17 protein-coding genes are annotated in these 17,900 nt (G+C 40.0%); 12 read left to right on the forward strand and 5 right to left on the reverse strand.

From position 1 onward, the window contains the following. Window positions 1-30 precede the first annotated feature (30 nt). From CDW55_RS06460 to gcvP, 8 genes are all read left to right on the forward strand, one after another. Window positions 31-447: an SRPBCC domain-containing protein gene (locus CDW55_RS06460; RefSeq protein WP_088468947.1), complete on the forward strand. Its 417-nt coding sequence runs from the start codon at window positions 31-33 to the stop codon at window positions 445-447. Then, entirely contained in the window at window positions 431-1,003 is a 573-nt protein-coding gene (locus CDW55_RS06465) for a hypothetical protein (RefSeq protein WP_088468948.1), read from the forward strand. The genes CDW55_RS06460 and CDW55_RS06465 overlap by 17 nt, the downstream gene beginning before the upstream one ends. Before the next feature lie 2 nt (window positions 1,004-1,005). After that, window positions 1,006-1,350: an iron chaperone gene (locus CDW55_RS06470; protein WP_088468949.1), complete on the forward strand. Its 345-nt coding sequence runs from the start codon at window positions 1,006-1,008 to the stop codon at window positions 1,348-1,350. A 19-nt stretch (window positions 1,351-1,369) separates the two neighbouring features. Continuing rightward, the gene (locus tag CDW55_RS06475; protein WP_088468950.1) at window positions 1,370-2,233 is read left to right on the forward strand and encodes a VOC family protein; all 864 of its coding nucleotides are present in this window, start codon (window positions 1,370-1,372) and stop codon (window positions 2,231-2,233) included. Window positions 2,234-2,241: 8 nt separating this feature from the next. Further along, complete coding sequence (locus CDW55_RS06480; RefSeq protein WP_088468951.1) at window positions 2,242-2,670, forward strand: SRPBCC domain-containing protein; 429 nt, start codon at window positions 2,242-2,244, stop codon at window positions 2,668-2,670. An 11-nt stretch (window positions 2,671-2,681) separates the two neighbouring features. Then, on the forward strand, window positions 2,682-3,122 hold the full coding sequence (locus CDW55_RS06485; RefSeq protein WP_088468952.1) for an SRPBCC family protein: 441 nt from the start codon (window positions 2,682-2,684) through the stop codon (window positions 3,120-3,122). 100 nt (window positions 3,123-3,222) lie between these two features. Then, window positions 3,223-3,873 carry a J domain-containing protein gene (locus tag CDW55_RS06490; protein ID WP_088468953.1) on the forward strand — a complete coding sequence of 217 codons (651 nt, stop codon included), beginning with the start codon at window positions 3,223-3,225 and terminating at the stop codon, window positions 3,871-3,873. 331 nt (window positions 3,874-4,204) lie between these two features. After that, the gene (gcvP, locus tag CDW55_RS06495; RefSeq protein ID WP_088468954.1) at window positions 4,205-7,063 is read left to right on the forward strand and encodes an aminomethyl-transferring glycine dehydrogenase; all 2,859 of its coding nucleotides are present in this window, start codon (window positions 4,205-4,207) and stop codon (window positions 7,061-7,063) included. 85 nt (window positions 7,064-7,148) lie between these two features. Here gcvP and CDW55_RS06500 read toward each other — a convergent pair whose 3' ends face one another. Both CDW55_RS06500 and CDW55_RS12480 read right to left on the reverse strand, forming a co-directional pair. Next, window positions 7,149-7,829, reverse strand: a complete 681-nt coding sequence (locus CDW55_RS06500) for a T9SS type A sorting domain-containing protein (RefSeq protein WP_088468955.1) — start codon at window positions 7,827-7,829, stop codon at window positions 7,149-7,151. A 75-nt stretch (window positions 7,830-7,904) separates the two neighbouring features. Then, window positions 7,905-8,069 (reverse strand): hypothetical protein, encoded by a 165-nt coding sequence (locus tag CDW55_RS12480; protein ID WP_179285916.1) that lies wholly within the window; start codon window positions 8,067-8,069, stop codon window positions 7,905-7,907. A 223-nt stretch (window positions 8,070-8,292) separates the two neighbouring features. On the opposite strand from CDW55_RS12480, the gene dgt reads away from it, so the two are divergent. Next, complete coding sequence (dgt, locus tag CDW55_RS06505) at window positions 8,293-9,648, forward strand: dGTP triphosphohydrolase (RefSeq protein WP_088468956.1); 1,356 nt, start codon at window positions 8,293-8,295, stop codon at window positions 9,646-9,648. 58 nt (window positions 9,649-9,706) lie between these two features. Beyond that, the gene (locus CDW55_RS06510) at window positions 9,707-10,636 is read left to right on the forward strand and encodes an SPFH domain-containing protein (protein WP_088468957.1); all 930 of its coding nucleotides are present in this window, start codon (window positions 9,707-9,709) and stop codon (window positions 10,634-10,636) included. Window positions 10,637-10,672: 36 nt separating this feature from the next. Here the strand turns inward: CDW55_RS06510 and CDW55_RS06515 are convergent, their stop codons facing one another. After that, window positions 10,673-11,299: a hypothetical protein gene (locus tag CDW55_RS06515; RefSeq protein ID WP_088468958.1), complete on the reverse strand. Its 627-nt coding sequence runs from the start codon at window positions 11,297-11,299 to the stop codon at window positions 10,673-10,675. A 65-nt stretch (window positions 11,300-11,364) separates the two neighbouring features. Here CDW55_RS06515 and CDW55_RS06520 point away from each other — a divergent pair, with 65 nt between their 5' ends. Beyond that, complete coding sequence (locus CDW55_RS06520) at window positions 11,365-11,985, forward strand: hypothetical protein (RefSeq protein ID WP_088468959.1); 621 nt, start codon at window positions 11,365-11,367, stop codon at window positions 11,983-11,985. 31 nt (window positions 11,986-12,016) lie between these two features. Here CDW55_RS06520 and CDW55_RS06525 read toward each other — a convergent pair whose 3' ends face one another. After that, window positions 12,017-12,328 (reverse strand): DUF962 domain-containing protein, encoded by a 312-nt coding sequence (locus CDW55_RS06525; RefSeq protein ID WP_088468960.1) that lies wholly within the window; start codon window positions 12,326-12,328, stop codon window positions 12,017-12,019. A gap of 5 nt (window positions 12,329-12,333) precedes the next feature. After that, the gene (locus tag CDW55_RS06530) at window positions 12,334-14,022 is read right to left on the reverse strand and encodes an APC family permease (RefSeq protein WP_088468961.1); all 1,689 of its coding nucleotides are present in this window, start codon (window positions 14,020-14,022) and stop codon (window positions 12,334-12,336) included. Window positions 14,023-14,148: 126 nt separating this feature from the next. On the opposite strand from CDW55_RS06530, the gene CDW55_RS06535 reads away from it, so the two are divergent. Beyond that, window positions 14,149-17,748: a T9SS type B sorting domain-containing protein gene (locus CDW55_RS06535; RefSeq protein WP_088468962.1), complete on the forward strand. Its 3,600-nt coding sequence runs from the start codon at window positions 14,149-14,151 to the stop codon at window positions 17,746-17,748. The last annotated feature ends 152 nt before the right edge of the window (window positions 17,749-17,900 follow it).

Genomic DNA, 17,900 nt, shown 5'->3' on the forward strand with positions numbered 1-17,900 from the left:
ATTCCTTAATTTTAGGAATTTAAAAAAATCATGACTGATCCGATTACCATTAAAATTACCATTTTGCAGCCTGTACATAAAGTCTGGGATTACTTTTATAATCCTAAACATATCGTAAAATGGAATTTCCCGACAACAAATTGGCAATGCACCAAAGCGCTGAGTGATTTCCGGGAAGGTGGCCGTTTCGATTACCGCCTCGATTATAAAGACAAAAGTTTCGGTTATAATTTTTCAGGCTATATCGACGAAATAAAACTTTTGCAATATGTAAAAAGCCACCTTGATGACGGCAGAAAAATTGAAGTTCTATTTAATAAAATTGATGAAAATACTACTGAAATTATCGAGATCTTCGAGCCGGAACTGCACAATTCCATCGAAATGCAGCGCGTGGGTTGGTACGCCATTCTCGACCGTTTTCACAAGTATGTGGAGAAAAACTAAACGCGTTTTTCCGGTCTTCCTGATTTTACTCTTGTTTGCATGCAGTAAGAAATCTGAAAATCAGGAAGCTAAATCTGTACCCCAAAAGGATGCTGTGCCAGCAAAACCAGCACCCCAAGAGCCGCCACTTTCTTATAAAAAATATAAAGGAGCATGGTTTGACATAGCGTATCCCTTTTCATTCAAAGCAGAAAATTCTCAAAAATCTTCAACCAGTATTACCGGTTTCGACAGCGCTGTTTTCACTTCAGCCGATGGCAGCGTTCAGTTTTACATATTCTCGCCTCAATGGAGCGGTGACGCAAAAGATATCGCTCTGAAGTCCAACGAAATAAAAACCGATTCGTCAAGTGAAATTATAAACGGATTAACTGTTAAAAGATGGACAATTCAGGCGAAAGACGGCAGCTATTTCCGTTCGTATGAATCAACTTCAGAAACTGCAAGCAATATCAACAAGATTTTCGGGATTAAATATTCTTCGCAGAAAGAACTTGATCGATACAGGCAGGCTTATCTGCATTTCAAAAATTCATTGCAGCAGTATGCGGACTAAATATGAACGAAACAGAAAAATATATCGCCCAGTTTCCGGAAAATGTGCAGGATATTTTAAATAGAATCCGACTGATTATTCTGGAAGAAGCTCCCGAATCCACAGAAAAAATTGCTTACGGAATGCCGGGTTTTTATTTAAATAAAAAACCTTTGGTGTATTTTGCAGCCTACAAAAACCATATCGGATTTTATGCAACTCCTACGGGCCATGAAGAATTTAAAAAAGAACTTTCAGTCTATCAACAGGGAAAAGGTTCAGTACAGTTTCCTTTAAAAGATGAAATACCTTATCAGCTGATTCGTAAAATAGTGAAATTCAGGAACAATAAATCTCAAAAATCATAAAAAAAACAACATATTAAAAATGAAAAACAACATATTTCCATGTCTTTGGTTTGATGCAACCGGCAACGAAGCTGCACAATTTTATACCGATGTTTTCGGAGGAAAAGTTACAGCAGATACACCGGTAGTCATCAATTTCGAACTTTTTGGGCAGAAATTCATGATCCTCAATGCCGGTCCGCAGTTTGAAAAAAACGCTTCGGTATCATTCATGGTTCTTTGTGAAACAGAAAGTGAGGTTGAAAAATACTGGAAACCGCTTTCTGATGGCGGAATCGTACTAATGGAACTCGGCGAGTATCCCTGGAGCAAAAAATACGGTTGGGTACGCGACAAATACGGTGTTACGTGGCAGGTTTACCTGGGCGAAAAACAGGGCTCACAGAAAATAATTCCGACGCTGATGTACATTCACCAGAATAATGGTAAGGCAATGGAAGCGATGGAATTGTACACAAAAATTTTCCCGGATTCAAAGATTGGCAGCGTCCTGAAATATGGCGAAGGCGTAGGAAACGAAAGCCATGAAATTCCGGAAAATATTCAGCATGCGCATTTCGAAATCGACGGTTACAGTTTTTTCTGTATGGATAATTCTTATGACCATAAATTTGACTTCAACGAGGCGATTTCTATCGTCGTGATGACCAATGACCAGGAAGAAACAGATCATTTGTGGAATTCCCTGATTGCCGATGGCGGAAGAGCAAGTATGTGTGGCTGGCTGAAGGATAAATTCGGTATGAGCTGGCAGATTGTTCCTAAAAAACTTATTGAACTTATGAACGATTCGGATCCCTTTAAATCACAAAAAGTAATGCAGGCGATGATGACGATGCAGAAAATTGTAATTTCAGATCTGGAAAAGGCATATCAATCTTAATAAAAGTTATGAAAATACTCGAATTTAAAACTCAGATTAATGCACCCGCTATAAAAGTATGGAAGGTGCTTTTCACCCAGCATGATAACAGGAACTGGCCGTCAGCGGTTAATGAGGGAACTTATTTTGAAGGAACCTGGGAAGAAGGCAGTGTGATGAGGTTTCTGGATGATGAGAACAATGGAATGTACAACAGTGTTGAAAAAAACATTCCCAACAAAGAACTTACAATGAAACACTTGGGCTGGATTTACGATGGCGAGCTTAGTCCGCAGGATTGGGGAGATTCTACGGTAACTTATGTTCTTGAATCCAACGAAAACGGCACACTTCTTACTGGAAAAATAAATGCTTTGGATGAATTTGTGGATTTCTTTAATTCTAAATATCCTTCAAATTTCGAAAAAGTAAAAAAACTATCAGAATCATCAACTTAAACTCCTAAATCATGGAAATACTTAGTTATAAAACCACCGTAAAAGCACCCATTCAGAAGGTTTGGGATATGCTTTGGGCACCGGAAACATATGAGGCATGGACGCAGTTTTTTTCACCAGGCTGCCAGTTGAAAACAGACTGGGAAATCAATGGGAAAACCTATTTTCTTGATGGTGCCGGAAACGGAATGGTGTCTACCATAAAAAGTATAAACCCTCCTTTTGAAGTGGTTTTCAGTCATTTAGGAACAGTTAATAATGGGATAGAAGATACCCAAAGCCGCGAAGTAAAGGAATGGAGCGGTGCCGAAGAACAGTATTTCCTGCGGGCTGTGGATGAAAATACGACGGAGATTCAGGCGATTGTACACGCAGAACAGAAATATGAGGACCATATGAGCAATGGTTTTACCAAAGGTTTCGAAGTGCTCAGGAAATTAGCAGAACAGTAGTCAGCAAAAAACGGAAACAGAAAATTTCCGTTTTTTCATGCAGAACTGTTTTTTTTAAATCCTTACTTTTACAGCCCAAAACCGAATCCGGTATCTTATAATGAAGAATTACTATTATTTTCTGAGCGTTAAGGAAAATGCATCTGAAGAAGACATTAAAAAAGCCTACAGGAAATTATCCCTGAAATACCATCCCGACAAAAATCCCAATGACGAGTTCTTTGCGCACCGGTTCATGGAGATTCAGGAAGCTTACGATACGCTTGGTGATAAAGAGAAGAGACGGATTTACGATGATAATTTAAGCCATCAGCAAAGAACATTTCGTCCCAACCTCCCGCCTGTAATTAAATCATTTGCGGTAAATAAGGTGAATGTGCAGAAGGGCGAAGAAATCATAATAACCTGGCAGACCAATCATGCAGATGTGGTAAAAGTGTTGCCATTCGGGCTCGAAAAAAGTTATGGTGAGAAAAAAATAAAGATTACCGAATTCAAGGAGGGCAAATTTCAGCTGCTGCTGCACGCAACCAATACGCTGCTGAATAAAACTGTAGTGCGCGGCATCACCGTGAATCAGGTTTTCGAAACGGATAAAGAAAAATTCAGAAATGAGGTAGAAGAACTTTTCAAGCCTCAGCGACCGTCGCCTACAAATCCCGGTGGGCAGCCCAAAGCATTAAAGATTGTTTCGGCGGTTATCTTTCTTGTAATTGCGATCCTGCTTTTATTGAAAACTTTTGGTGGATAATTTTTCAGAAACGTAAAACTTTTCATTAAAATATTAAGCCATTTTAAGCCTTCCAGGACATTTTTTACAGCGTTTTCCTTTCTTAAATTTCTTACAGCACTTTTTCTTATCACAGAACATTTCTTCTGTTTGATGGTAAAACGGAGTTAAAGGCGCAATTTTGAAAGGGATGATTTGTGAATTCATGGTGCAAATGTAATTCTAATTTAGAATAAATCAAAATAACGTGAGGTGTTTTTTATGGTTTGCGCATGAAATTTATCAATTGTACTGTTCATCAAAATATTGTATTTTTACGAACCTTTATTTCTAAATAAATCCAGTAAAAATAATGAACACTACACAGTTTGTAAACCGCCACATTTCTTTAAACGAAGCCGATAAACAGGCAATGTTACAGGAAATTGGTGTTTCGGGTATTGATGAACTAATTGCCCAAACCATTCCGGATTCCATCCGTTTAAAAGAAGAATTAAACATTTCACCTGCACTTTCGGAGTACGAAATGTTGGCGCATTCTAAAGAATTGGCAGCCAAAAACTCCCTTTTCGATAACTACATCGGATTCGGTTATCACAATACCATTTTGCCGAGCGCAATTCAGCGTAATATTCTCGAAAATCCATCCTGGTACACCGCTTACACTCCTTATCAGGCAGAAATCGCGCAGGGAAGACTGGAAGCGCTGCTCAACTTCCAAACGGTTGTTTGCGATTTAACAGGTTTCAAACTGGCAAATGCTTCTCTTTTGGATGAATCTACTGCAGCCGCGGAAGCAATGCACATGTTCTTCGAAAGCAGAACCAAAGACCAGAGAAAATCTGAAGCCAAAAAATTCTTCGTTTCAGAATTGGTACTTCCTCAAACAGTTGCTGTTTTGAAAACTAAAGCAGAAGGGCTGGGAATCGAGATCGTTGAAGGTGATCATGAGAATCATAATTTTGATGAATCTTATTTCGGAGTTTTGCTGCAGTATCCGGGTAAAAACGGAATTGTACTCGATTATACCGAAAATATTAAGAAATATAAAGAAATCAACCTGCAGGTTGTAGTTGCCAGCGATCCAATGGCGTTGGTAAAACTGAAGTCTCCTGCTGAGATGGGCGCTGACTGTGCGGTGGGAACTACCCAACGTTTCGGTATTCCGATGGGTTACGGTGGGCCTCACGCTGCATTTTTTGCCTGTAAAGAAGATTATAAGAGAGATATTCCGGGACGAATCATTGGTGTTTCCCAGGATGCGTACGGCAAACGTGCGCTGAGAATGGCACTTCAAACCCGTGAACAGCATATCAAAAGAGAAAAAGCCACCTCGAATATCTGTACAGCACAGGTGCTTTTAGCCGTAATGGCCGGAATGTACGCCGTATATCACGGTCCGAAAGGTCTTAATTTCATCGCAGACCAAATCCATTTCAAAGCCAATGCACTTAATGCAGGCTTGAAAGCTTTGGGTTATGATATTGTAGAAGAGCCGGTTTTCGACACCGTAAAGTTCCGCATGAGCGAAGAAGAGAAAAAATCTTTGATGTTTTTGATGCTTGATCGTAAAATCAATCTTAATTATTTCACCGCTGGATTTGTGAGCATCGCCTTAAATGAAACCACAACTTTAGAGAAACTGCAGTCGCTGTTTGATGCTTTTGCGCAGTTTAAAGACAAGCAGAGCTTCAAACTTACGCTTAAAGAAGAAATTCTGATTCCTGAGCAGTCTTTAAGAAATGATGAAATTCTGAAAGAAGATGTTTTCAATAAATATCATACAGAAACCGAGCTGATGCGTTACATCAAGCGTCTGGAAAGAAAAGATCTTTCTTTAACGCATTCGATGATTTCTTTAGGTTCGTGTACCATGAAACTTAACGCTGCGACCCAAATGCTGCCGATTTCCTGGCCCGAGTGGGGCAATGTACACCCGTTTGTTCCTACCGAGCAGGCTGGGGGATATCAGCAGTTAATTAAAGAATTGGAGAAAGATCTTGCGGAAATTACTGGTTTTGCCGGTACTTCGCTTCAGCCGAATTCAGGTGCTCAGGGTGAGTATGCAGGATTAATGGTCATCCGCGAATATCACAAATCACGTGGAGAAAGCCACAGAAACATCGTTCTTATTCCGCAGTCTGCACACGGAACCAATCCAGCTTCTGCGGTAATTGCAGGGATGAAAGTGGTGGTGGTAAAAAATCTTGAAAGCGGAGAAATCGATTTCGAAGATTTGAGAGCTAAAGCAGAGCAGCACGCGGAAAATCTTTCTGCGGCAATGATTACTTATCCGTCAACTTATGGATTCTTTGATGATAACATTAAAGAAATCACAAAACTGATTCACGACAACGGCGGACAGGTTTATATGGACGGCGCGAACATGAATGCGCAGGTAGGTTTCACCTCTCCGGGAAATATTGGGGCAGATGTTTGTCACCTCAATCTACACAAAACCTTCGCTATTCCTCACGGAGGCGGCGGTCCCGGTGTTGGCCCGATCTGCGTTGCGGAACATTTGGTGAAGTTTTTACCATCGAACCCTAACATTAAAATCGGTGATAAAGAAGCCATCGACGCTATTTCTGCTGCACCTTACGGGTCATCATTGGTTTTAAACATTTCTTATGCTTACATCAAAATGCTCGGAACTGCCGGTTTGAAAAAATCTACAGAACATGCCATTCTTAACGCAAATTACCTGAAAGAAGTTTTGGCAGAACATTTCCCAATTTTGTACGCCAATGCAGCGGGAAGAGTTGCTCACGAATGTATCGTAGATTTCCGTCAGTTTAAACCGCTTGGAATTGAAGTGGCTGACGTCGCAAAACGTTTGATGGATTATGGTTTCCATGCGCCTACAGTGAGTTTCCCTGTTGCCGGAACCCTGATGATTGAGCCAACAGAATCTGAAAGCAAAACAGAAATCGACCGTTTTGCAGAAGCCTTAATCTCTATTAAAAAAGAAATCGAAGAAATCGCCGAAGGAACTGCTGATGCAGCAAACAATGTGTTGAAAAATGCTCCTCATACGGAACAGGTAGTGATTTCAGACGCGTGGGACAAGCCTTACAGCCGTGAAAAAGCTGCGTATCCTCTGGAATGGGTGAGAGATCACAAATTCTTCGCAACGGTTTCCCGTGTTGATGAAGCTTACGGTGACAGAAACTTAATCTGTACCTGCGCACCAATTGAATCATATATGTAAAAATTTGCGTTTAGCAGTCTTTGAAATAAAATTCCCGAACGAGAGTCCGGGAATTTTTTATGAATAGATATTGTTTGTCTGATGCTTATTCTTTAATGAATTTTGACGAATATATAGTTCCTTTATTTGTAGTAACCGTAATAATATACGCTCCAGCTTTCAGGTGCTCCAGATTAATGGCGGGCGTGCTAAGTTTTCTGTTTATAACAGTTTGGCCGGCAATATTATGGATTCTGATTGCAGAAACAACTTCACCGTGCGGGAGATTGAAGTGCAGATTGGTTTTTACAGGATTTGGATATACTGCAATATTTCCTTTTGTCGCGCTGCTTACCGCCATATTTGCTTCATTGATTTTAATGTTGTCAATATAGGCATCACCACCGTAATTATCATGTAGGAAATTCATCCCTTCCAGATTGATCTGTGTGAAGTTTGGAGTCGTATAAATTAATGTCCCGTCAATGAAATACTTGATTTCATTTGCAGATACTTTTACCGTTACCTTATACCATTGGTTAGGCTGCCACGAAATCCCCGTGTCTTCCATGTCGTAATCTATGCTGGTGATAACATGTAGAGTACCGGAATAATCAAAAGCTAAATCAAATACCGGATAGTATTCTTCATCAGCACTGATTCCGTAGGCTGCCATTTCAAAAATTGAACCGTCAGTTTCTGTAACCAAAACATCAAAAGAGATGGTAGTGTCATTATAATCTAATGGCTGATCAAAACTTTTCTGTGCACCAATAATCGGGAACATCTGTCCACCATATGCATCGGTATATCCATTTTTAAATGAGTAGATTCCTGCACTGAATTTTTCAGCAGAAACTACCTAGTTTTCAACGAAATTACCTTCGCCATCATCAGTAATTTGCCAGGAATTCTGTCCGTTCAAACTTCCCAACTGGTAACCTTCGGAAGTTTCGAATGAAATTTGGTTTTGTGCAGAAATACTGCTGCAAAAAAACGCAGCAGCAAGAAAATATAAGTTCTTCATAAATAAATTTTTGCAATAATAGCACAACAATGTTGCAGATGCAAATGGGAAATCAAAGAAAACTTCCGTATGTAAGTGGTGATTGATGCCATAAACATGGCATTTATTAAACCACAATTAATCATTTTACGAATAAAGTTTCTGGTCTTTTTCGCAAAAAAACTATGCTTTTACCGAAATATAAATCATTTTATCTACACAATAAAAAATGTATTTTTGAAGGATGGATTTAAACCGTATTTTTACCCACCAACGCACCGGGAACCTTGCTGCAACTTCAGCTTCCAGAACCGATTTTCAAAGAGATTTCGACCGTATTATTTTCTCGGCAGCATTTCGCAGGCTGCAGAATAAAACTCAGGTTTTTCCGCTCCCCGGAAGTGTTTTTGTTCATAACCGTTTAACGCATTCACTCGAGGTTTCTTCTGTAGGACGCAGTTTAGGAAGTGCCGCAGGTGAATTTATTTTTACGCAGTTCGCTAATGATCTGGATGATCAGGCGAAAGTTTTTTACCAGCACAATCTGCAGAACGTAATTGCCGCGGCATGCCTCTGCCATGATGTTGGGAACCCTGCTTTCGGGCATTCCGGTGAAGATGCCATTGCCAGTTATTTCGAAAAAAACGAAAACGATTTAAAACCGAAATTTACAGAAAAAGAATGGGCAGATTTGGTGAATTTTGAAGGAAATGCCAATGCAATAAGGGTTTTAACCCATCAGCAGAACGGCAAAGATGAAGGCGGAACCCAGCTTACTTTTACCACGCTGGCAAGCATCGCCAAATATCCGTGCGAAGCCGTCGCCAAGAAAAAAGGAATCATCCACAGAAAAAAGTTCGGGTTTTTTCAGAATGAAAAAAATACGTTTCTGGAGATTGCCAAAGGCGTAAATTTAATCCCGGAAAATGAAGAACCTTCCATCTTTAAAAGACATCCATTCGTTTGGTTGGTTGAAGCTGCCGATGATATCTGCTACAACATTATCGATATGGAAGACGCGCACCGGCTGGGGATTGTATCGACTTCAGACTGTGAAGATCTTTTTATGGAACTCATTAAATCTGAAAATCAAAACATCAAAAGGGTAGAAGAGAAGCTCACGATTCTGACCAATTCGAACGAAAGAATTTCCTATTTAAGAGCAAAAGTCATCAATGCACTCATCAATAAATCTATTGAGCTTTACAAGCAGAACTTTTCTAAAATTTTAGACGGCAGTCTCGACAGGGCTTTGCTCGATATTTATAAATCAGATAATCCTGCTTTACAGGAAATCGAAGATTTTTCGATTGCGAAGATTTACAACCACAAAAATGTCATCGAGATTGAAAACGCAGGTTACAATGTAATGTATGAATTACTGAATCATTTTATACCGCCGGTTTTAAAACCAAAAAATCAGCGGAAATCTTATGATAAAATGGCTCTGAAGCTTTTGCCGCAACAGTTTGTTTATGATGAAGGAACAGATTACCAGAAAGTGTTGGGCGTTATAGATTTTGTATCGGGGATGACCGATAATTTTGCGACCGATCTTTACCGTAAAATTAAAGGCATAGATATTGGCATGACCGTGTAGTTTCGGTAAAATTTACTATCTTTCAGAAGTTCTTTATTAACCATAAAAAAATTAAACAATGACATTTTTTGGCGTACTTATTTTTCTGGGCCTCGTGGTCCTTTTCGCATCATTTTTTACCGTCAAGCAGGCCACAGCGGCCATTGTAGAACGCTTGGGGAAATTTCATTCTGTCCGCCACGCAGGACTCCACCTAAAAATCCCCTTTATCGATCAGGTGGCTAAAAGAATGAACCTCAGGATCCAACAGCTCGATGTAATTATTGATACCAAAACGCTCGATAACGTGTTTATCAGAATGAAAGTTTCTGTGCAGTATCAGGTAATCAAAGAACAGGTAGCGGATTCTTTTTATAAGCTTGAAAATCCCGAAAACCAAATTACATCCTACGTTTTCGACGTGGTAAGAGCTGAGGTTCCAAAACTGAAACTTGATGATGTCTTTGTGCGTAAAGATGATATTGCAATTGCCGTGAAAGGTGAACTTCAGGAAGCGATGCAGAGTTACGGTTACGATATCATTAAAGCCCTTGTAACTGATATTGATCCTGATGAACAGGTGAAACACGCCATGAACAGAATTAATGCCGCCGAACGCGAAAAAACCGCCGCCGAGTACGAATCTGAAGCTCAGAAAATCAGAATTGTTGCGGTAGCAAAAGCAGAAGCAGAATCGAAAAAACTTCAGGGGATGGGTATCGCCGACCAAAGAAGAGAAATTGCCAAAGGTCTGGAAGAATCGGTAAAAATGCTGAACGAAGCTGGAATAAGCTCTCAGGAAGCCTCCGCACTGATTGTTGTAACCCAGCATTACGATACGTTACATTCAATTGGAGCCAACAACCGAAGTAATTTGGTGCTCCTTCCTAACTCACCAAGTGCAGCAAGCTCTATGCTGAATGATTTGGTGGTTTCAATGGCCGCCACCCAGAAAATGGAAGAAACGGGCAAAGGCGATTATCCGCCAACTGGTAAGCATTTGCATTAAAAATCAAATTCCCGAAATCAAATTTCGGGAATTTTTTTATTTTAAATCTTTCGTTTTATACGGAAATCGAACTGCTGCCGCTTTCATCAGTGAGTTGGTGAGTTTTTCTGCTGATACAAATGTTCCACCCGTTTGCCAGTTATAATTCCAGAACATTTTTCCGCTTGCTTTGTCGGTTAGTGATAAATCTACAGTTGTAATTTTTGATGGAGCAGCGTAGCCCGTAAGCAGACTGGTGAAAAAGGCTTCTCCATTGGTAAGTGGCTTAGCCAGGGAAACTCTGGAACTTACCACCGCATCAACTCCCAATAAAACGGCCAGATCCTGATAGCTTCTGCCTGCTAAACTGGTAACATTATTATCTGTGAGAATCTTATTGGTTTCCTCGGGATTCTGTGTCTTAATGAAGATTTTATTGTTAATTTGGTTAGCATTAAGATAGTTTACCAATGCACTCTGAAACCTCTCACTTTCAATTACCTCCTGTTTTTTAATAGCGGCCGCTTCTTTTGCTGATTTAATTTCAATAATTACCTTCGGCGGAAGCACTGCAATAAGGCGGTGTGTGTTTGCTGTCTGTTGAAAGTTTGTAGCCTTATACACAGGTTCACAGCTTGTTAGGGCAAGGGTACCTGCAAGTAAAAATGGTAATATTTTCTTCATAAATTATTTTTATCAAAAGTAATTTTTATTTCTCATAAATTTATATATTTAGCAAAAATAATTATATGACAAAATTGCTTACTTTCTTATCCCTCACGGCTTTTGCTTTAGGATTTTCCCAAAATTTTAATCCAGCACAATATCCGAAAGGAGTTTACGAGACCTATGAAGATTTCAGAACGAAAACACCTAGTGCCAGCCCAAATCTTTCTGCAGCAATTACTGATGATCAGATTGCTTTCCGCTTCAATAATTTAGATGATAAAGGAAAGAAACTGAAAAAAGCTTTTGCAGTATCCGATGGGCAGAATGTTTATATCCACGTAGTAAACCTTATTAAAAAGTTTAATTCTGAAGATAAAGGACAGGGTTACGATGGTGGAATTTACTACCTCAAAGCTGAAAACAAAGGCGGTTATTTATTTGTAAGAGATTATTTTACAAGTAACAGCGCAGCCATGTGGGGTGGAATAATTGCTGCTGCCGCGGCAAGAAGAACTAAAGGCGTAATTTATGACGAAGAGAAAGAATCCTTCAATCTATTCAAAAATATTGAGGAGTTTAAGACTTTCATGCAAGTTAATCACCCTAACGTAGTCCTCGATCTTGAAAAAGGAAAAGGAGATGCTAAACTTGATGAAGGTGAAATTGAAGCTAAAAACCTTGAACTTATTAAAAGCGCTTAAAACCACATTAAACTCCCGATCGGGAGTTTTTTTATTCGTAAAATTTCAACTTTCCGGTAAGCAGTTCAAAGAACATCTTAAAGTCGGCGATCAATGTAAACAAGGGATTAGTAAAACTGGTAGGTTTATTCTTTTCAAAAACGTAATGACTGAAGGCTGAAATACCCCACCCGAAAATCGGGATATACCAAAGAAACCGTTCCTTTCCCGATTGCAGTACATAAATAATTACAGCAAAAACCAAGAGCGTAGCCGCAAAATGAAATATGCGGGTTACTTTTTTATTGTGTTGACTTAGATAATAAGGATAAAATTCTTTGAAGGTTTTTATTCGCTCGCGCATTTTTTTTAATTTAAATCTCCGTTCAGGTCGTTATTCAGTTTACTGTTTTTGAACCCGTAAGAGAAATAAATAATCATGCCAATGGCAAACCACAGCAGAAACCAAAACCAGTTGTTATGCGTCATTCCCGTAAGCAGATAAAGGCATGAACTGAGACCGATAAGTGGAATAAGCGATAAATTCCTTACAAACGCCAGAACGCATAAAACCAGGTTAATCAGAATATAAACGATAATCGAAATACGGAATTCACCTTCTGCTGGATCATGCCAATCGGTTAGGTTATGGAAGAATTCCGGCTGCCACCAGTAGAAGAAAAACAGGCCTCCAAGGAACGTTACCGGAAATATGAATCTCGCATTAATATAAGGCATATGGAATCTTCCTTTCAGTTTTTCTTTCGCCGGAAGCAGCAATACGCCGCCGCAGACCAGAACGAAAGCGAAAATTGTCCCGATACTCGTGAAATCCAGGATAAACGATTTATCGGTAAAAAGAATCGGAACTCCAACCACGAGCCCTGTAACGATGGTAGCGTAAGACGGTGTTTTATGTTTCGTGTGAATAGTCATGAATTTCTTTGGCATCAGTCCGTCGCGGCTCATGGCGTACCAGATTCGCGGCTGCCCCATCTGGAATACGAGTAACACGGTAGTAATGGCAATGATTGCTCCCAAAGAAACCACAAACTCCATCCAGGGAACGTTCGCATTTGAGCCTGCAAAAATGTAAGCCAGCGGATCACCAATGCCGTCAAACTTGCGGTAATCTACCATTCCCGACAGTACGAGTGTTAATACAATATAAATCACCGTACACAATACAAGCGAAATAATCATTCCGCGCGGTAGATTCTTCTGTGGATTTTTAGTCTCTTCTGATAAAACACTTAAAGCATCAAAACCGATATAAGCAAAGAAAACACCGGATACAGCACTCATCACGCCTGTAAAACCATTCGGCATAAAAGACTGAACACCAGTTTCCGGACTTGCAGGAAACCAGTTATCGGTATTGATGTATGCAATTCCCACAGCAATTACCAAAAGGATGATGAAGAGTTTTAAAAGCACAAAAATATTGTTGAAGTTTTTAGACTCTTTTATCCCAACATAGCACAGCCACGTAATCAAACCGTTGATTACCAGTGCAGGCACATCAACAATAAATTTTAAATTGCCTATAAGAGGTGCGCTGCTCCAGGCATTCAGCAGTTCCCTGTTTTCAGAACCGCCAAGAAATGCTTTTTTGGCTTCGGTATAGCTGCAGGTCAAATAGTCGGGAATATGTATCCCGATTCTTTCCATAAAGCTCGTGAAATAATCGCTCCAGGAAAAGGCAACATAAATGTTTCCGAAAGAATATTCCATAATTAAAGCCCATCCGATAATCCAGGCAATCAATTCACCGAAACTCGCGTAGGCATACGTGTACGCAGAGCCGGCCTGGGGAATCCGGCTGGCAAATTCGGCATAGCAAAGCGCAGTAAAACCGCAGGCAAAACCGCAGATGACATACAGGATAATCACGCCGGGCCCGCCACGGAAAACCGCTTCGCCCAAACTGCTGAAACTTCCTGCGCCAATGATGGCCGCAATTCCGAAGAATACAATATCCCAAACTCCCAAAACACGCAGCAACCCCGATGAGTGCTCGCTTTCACTGTACTGTTTTCTTCTGAAAAGCTGATTCATAAAAAAGATAATTTACACAAATGTAAAAGAAAATTCTAAAAATCATATTTTTTTTGTTTCAGGATAATAAAAATGGTAAATTTTTGGTTCTTAATAATGTCGTAATTTTGACCAAACATTTTTTTGATGCGGAAGATTTATTTTTTACTCTTTATTTTATCATTTGTCTCAGGCTTTACCCAATCTGTAAATCTTATTAATCCTGCGAATAACGCAGTATATCCTTCTCAGCAGTATTTCTGCAGCGGCGAAAGTTTTAATCTGAAAGTCGATGCCGTGGCTACTTCTACGGGAGATTATGAAATAGAAAGTGTTAACCCCTCTGCTTTTCCCCTGTCTGCAGGTTCAATCCCTATCAACTTTCCGGCAACGGGTTCTAATAAATTCAGTGAAGCTTTTCCCATAGGTTTTACCTTTAGCTTTTACGGAAAAGATTATACTAAAGCGGTGATGGGCAGCAACGGAAGACTCGTGTTTACCAACAATCCTGAACTGGAGAATCTTAAAGACATCAATACCTATACCGACCGTACCTACAGCGGAGTTACGGGATATAATACCTATTCAGCACTGCCTTCTAAGGATTATAACAAAATTTTTAAAAACAATGCTTCTCAGGAACTTAATCTTGCGCAGATTTTTTTCGGATATACAGATGTGGTCACACGTTCGCAGAATTCAAGTGTAACTTATCTGTACAAAAATATAAATCTAGGTGGTGTGAACGGTCTTATTGTTTCTTTCCAGAATCAAATCCGGACCGATGGCACAGGCGGAATTTCAAGTAGCAGTTATTTCAGTAATGTTTTGTTGCTCGAAGACGGAAGAATTGTTATTTACGTCAATAACAAAACAGAGGATACTTATAATGCAATATTGGGTATTCAGAATGAGGATGCCACTAATTTTAAAGTTCCCACGCATAGCAATACCGCTTATAATTACAACAACGGTCCGTGGAAAAGTGAAGGGAAAGCCTGGCTTTTTACTCCAAATCAGAATCTTACGCCAAAATTTAAATGGTTTCGTAACACTACCCAACTTGCGGAAACCGGAAACTCACTTTCTGGATTTGTTCCCAATGATAATGAAGTGCTGAAAGTTGAAGTCACTTATCACGATCCTTCCGGAGCCCAGGTCGGTCCGATGGTTTCGGATGATATTACTTTCAGAAAAGCCCAGACTCCGGTCATCACCAAACAGCTTGATAACTGCCAGGTCATCATGAAAATCACCAATTTTGATGCTGCGCTGAAATACGAATGGTATCGGGTAGGGAACCCAACAATCATCAGTACTAATCAGGAAATTTATCTGAGCAGGGTTACTGATTCACCCGGTAAATTTTATGTGAAAGTTAAAAAACCGGATGGTACAGTATGCGCCTCGGGTTCCGACAGTAACCAGCTGGAATATCTCAGCGAAAAACTTCCTGCTCCACTTAACTCTAATCCGGCGGTAGTTTGCGACAATTCAGCGGTTCCGGCGGCGACCAAGGTAGTAAACCTTTATCAGTTGATTTATCCAAAATACGATCCCGCTTCCGGTTTAGAAAAATATAATGTGTACTTCTACGAAGGATCTGCCAGTACTTTGGTCACCAATCCGGAGAATTATGTGGTCAATGCCAACCAGATCGCCAATTTGAGTTTTGCGGTAAAAGACGGAAACGATAATATGTCCTGCATCACAGGAGGATCTCCGGTTTATTTTATTTCGGTTACCAATGCCATGAATATTTCTACCTGTTCATCGCAGCCGTTTTTTGACTTGAAAGCTGCGTTTGAACAGAATTTCCCGGGTTATTACACCTTTACCTACACTTATGTTGACGGAACTTCGGCGGGCAACGGAACGGCGGTGGATGTTACCAAATCGGTGAACGTTAAAACCACATTTTTAGGAGCTTCCTGTTCTGCCAATACTTTGGTGACTTTTACTTCAGGTCCTGCGATCGCAGTTCCGCAGGTGCCGATTCAGGAACGTTGTGCCGGTACAGACAACAATTCAAACAGATTCGATTTCAACTATATTAAATCTGTTCTGGATCCGGCGAACCAGTACGATGTTAAATTTTATAACAAATCAGATAACTCAGAGATTGTGGTGTCGAATGGTCCCGGAGCTAACTTAAATGCTGCAGGCTATTTCTGGACCAGCATTATTGGCGATTATACCATTTATGCCAGGTTGATAAGCAAAACGAATTCTTCCTGTTTTGCAAATTCAAATGATATTATTCTCAGGGTGTACCGAAAACCTCAGATTGTTGCGCAGAATCCGGTTGTAATGAAAAACTGTCAGGGTAATAATGTTTTCAATCTTACCAAAAACGTGACTGATCTGGTAAATGCGGGGCCTGAAGTAAGCGTTTCACTGGAGTATTATGCTCAAAACGGAACATTGCTCACGCCGGCAGAGGTTGCGAATTATGATGCTTCTGTTTTTGGCACAAAACCATATATCAAAATCACCTATAATTCGAACTGTGGTGATGTGGTAAACTTCGATTTACAGTTCAATCCCAAACCTGCGGCGCTGGTTTCGCAGATTATCGTTTGTTCCGAACTTAATTATACGCTTCAGAAATTCCAGAACGCGGTGATCAATAACGCTGATCAATATACATTTACCGATGATCTGGGTAATGCGCTTCCTCCAAACTTCGATGTGTCGGTATTGCCTAAAACAGTCAAGTTTTTAATAAAAGATAAGGCTACAGGCTGCTTTTCGGATGTTCAGACTGTGACTTTTGTTAAAGGTGCAAATACTCCTTTACTTGTTTCTGAAACTAATTTTGTAGTTTGTGATACAGATTTCGACGGAAAAACTGCATTTGATCTCAATTCAAAAAAGACGGTTTTCAGTACCAATCCAAACGCTGTTTTCGAATTTTTCAAAGATGTGAATTTCACCCAGCCGATCGCGGCAAATTATACCAACGAAACTGCTTTTGCACAAAAGGTGTATGTGAGAATCAGCGTTCCGGGTTTTTGTGCGTCCTTAGGAATAATCAATCTCAAAGTAAATACTCCAACGAAATCATCAACCCTCGAAAGCAAATATTATATTTGTTACGGAGAAACTTTAACGGTTGATGCCGGACCTGAAAATCCTACAAGAACCTGGAGTACCGGCGAAACTTCAACAACTGTGCTGATTACAAAAACCGGAAATTATTCAGTGGAATTAACCAATGCAGATGGCTGTACTTATACCCATAATTTTACGGTTTCGGACGAAAATCAGCCTAAAATAGAGGTGGTAAACCAAACCAACAGTTCCATTGAAGTCATCGCAAATGGGGGTGTGAAGCCCTATAAATATTATTTCAACAGTGTTGCGCAGTCTTCAAATATTTTGATGAATCCAACCGCTGCCTCTTACGAAATACAGGTGGAATCCGCGACCGGCTGTCTTGGAGAACCCAAAACCATCTATTTTATTAAAATCAACAATGCATTCAGTCCAAATGCTGATGGAATTAACGATGTCTGGAAAATTGATAATCTTGACAAAATGGAAAGTGTTTCCGTAATCATTGTAGACCGTTACGGAAATAAAGTTTTCGAATCAACGGATAATAGAACTGTAGAGTGGGATGGTAAGTTTTCGGGTCGTTCGCTGCCAACTTCAACGTATTGGTATACCGCGACCTGGTTCGATCCGGTGACGCAAAAATCTGAGCAGCGGCAAGGCTGGATTCTGATGAAAAACCGTAATTAAGACGATTGTTTTTTAACTCATTTTCAAAAGACTCCGGTTAAAAAAATACAGTTATCCACATTTCCACAATATGTAATTTATGTTGTGCAGGCAATAAGTTTTCCTTATTTTCGTTGACTAAATGTGGAAAGCGGTAAGGATTCTCTTATCCT

The sequence above is a fragment of the Chryseobacterium sp. VAUSW3 genome (assembly GCF_002205795.1).
Taxonomy (GTDB): Bacteria; Bacteroidota; Bacteroidia; order Flavobacteriales; family Weeksellaceae; genus Kaistella; species Kaistella yananensis.

Coding starts and splice junctions, on each gene's coding strand:
- CDW55_RS06465 (WP_088468948.1), top strand. CDS start 431: ATGTGGAGAAAAACTAAACGCGTTTTTCCGGTCTTCCTGATTTTACTC.
- CDW55_RS06490 (WP_088468953.1), top strand. CDS start 3,223: ATGAAGAATTACTATTATTTTCTGAGCGTTAAGGAAAATGCATCTGAA.
- gcvP (WP_088468954.1), top strand. CDS start 4,205: ATGAACACTACACAGTTTGTAAACCGCCACATTTCTTTAAACGAAGCC.
- CDW55_RS06520 (WP_088468959.1), top strand. CDS start 11,365: ATGACAAAATTGCTTACTTTCTTATCCCTCACGGCTTTTGCTTTAGGA.
- CDW55_RS06470 (WP_088468949.1), top strand. CDS start 1,006: ATGAACGAAACAGAAAAATATATCGCCCAGTTTCCGGAAAATGTGCAG.
- CDW55_RS06485 (WP_088468952.1), top strand. CDS start 2,682: ATGGAAATACTTAGTTATAAAACCACCGTAAAAGCACCCATTCAGAAG.
- CDW55_RS12480 (WP_179285916.1), bottom strand. CDS start 8,069: ATGAAGAACTTATATTTTCTTGCTGCTGCGTTTTTTTGCAGCAGTATT.
- CDW55_RS06500 (WP_088468955.1), bottom strand. CDS start 7,829: ATGTTCCCGATTATTGGTGCACAGAAAAGTTTTGATCAGCCATTAGAT.
- CDW55_RS06510 (WP_088468957.1), top strand. CDS start 9,707: ATGACATTTTTTGGCGTACTTATTTTTCTGGGCCTCGTGGTCCTTTTC.
- CDW55_RS06475 (WP_088468950.1), top strand. CDS start 1,370: ATGAAAAACAACATATTTCCATGTCTTTGGTTTGATGCAACCGGCAAC.
- CDW55_RS06525 (WP_088468960.1), bottom strand. CDS start 12,328: ATGCGCGAGCGAATAAAAACCTTCAAAGAATTTTATCCTTATTATCTA.
- dgt (WP_088468956.1), top strand. CDS start 8,293: ATGGATTTAAACCGTATTTTTACCCACCAACGCACCGGGAACCTTGCT.
- CDW55_RS06460 (WP_088468947.1), top strand. CDS start 31: ATGACTGATCCGATTACCATTAAAATTACCATTTTGCAGCCTGTACAT.
- CDW55_RS06480 (WP_088468951.1), top strand. CDS start 2,242: ATGAAAATACTCGAATTTAAAACTCAGATTAATGCACCCGCTATAAAA.
- CDW55_RS06530 (WP_088468961.1), bottom strand. CDS start 14,022: ATGAATCAGCTTTTCAGAAGAAAACAGTACAGTGAAAGCGAGCACTCA.
- CDW55_RS06515 (WP_088468958.1), bottom strand. CDS start 11,299: ATGAAGAAAATATTACCATTTTTACTTGCAGGTACCCTTGCCCTAACA.
- CDW55_RS06535 (WP_088468962.1), top strand. CDS start 14,149: ATGCGGAAGATTTATTTTTTACTCTTTATTTTATCATTTGTCTCAGGC.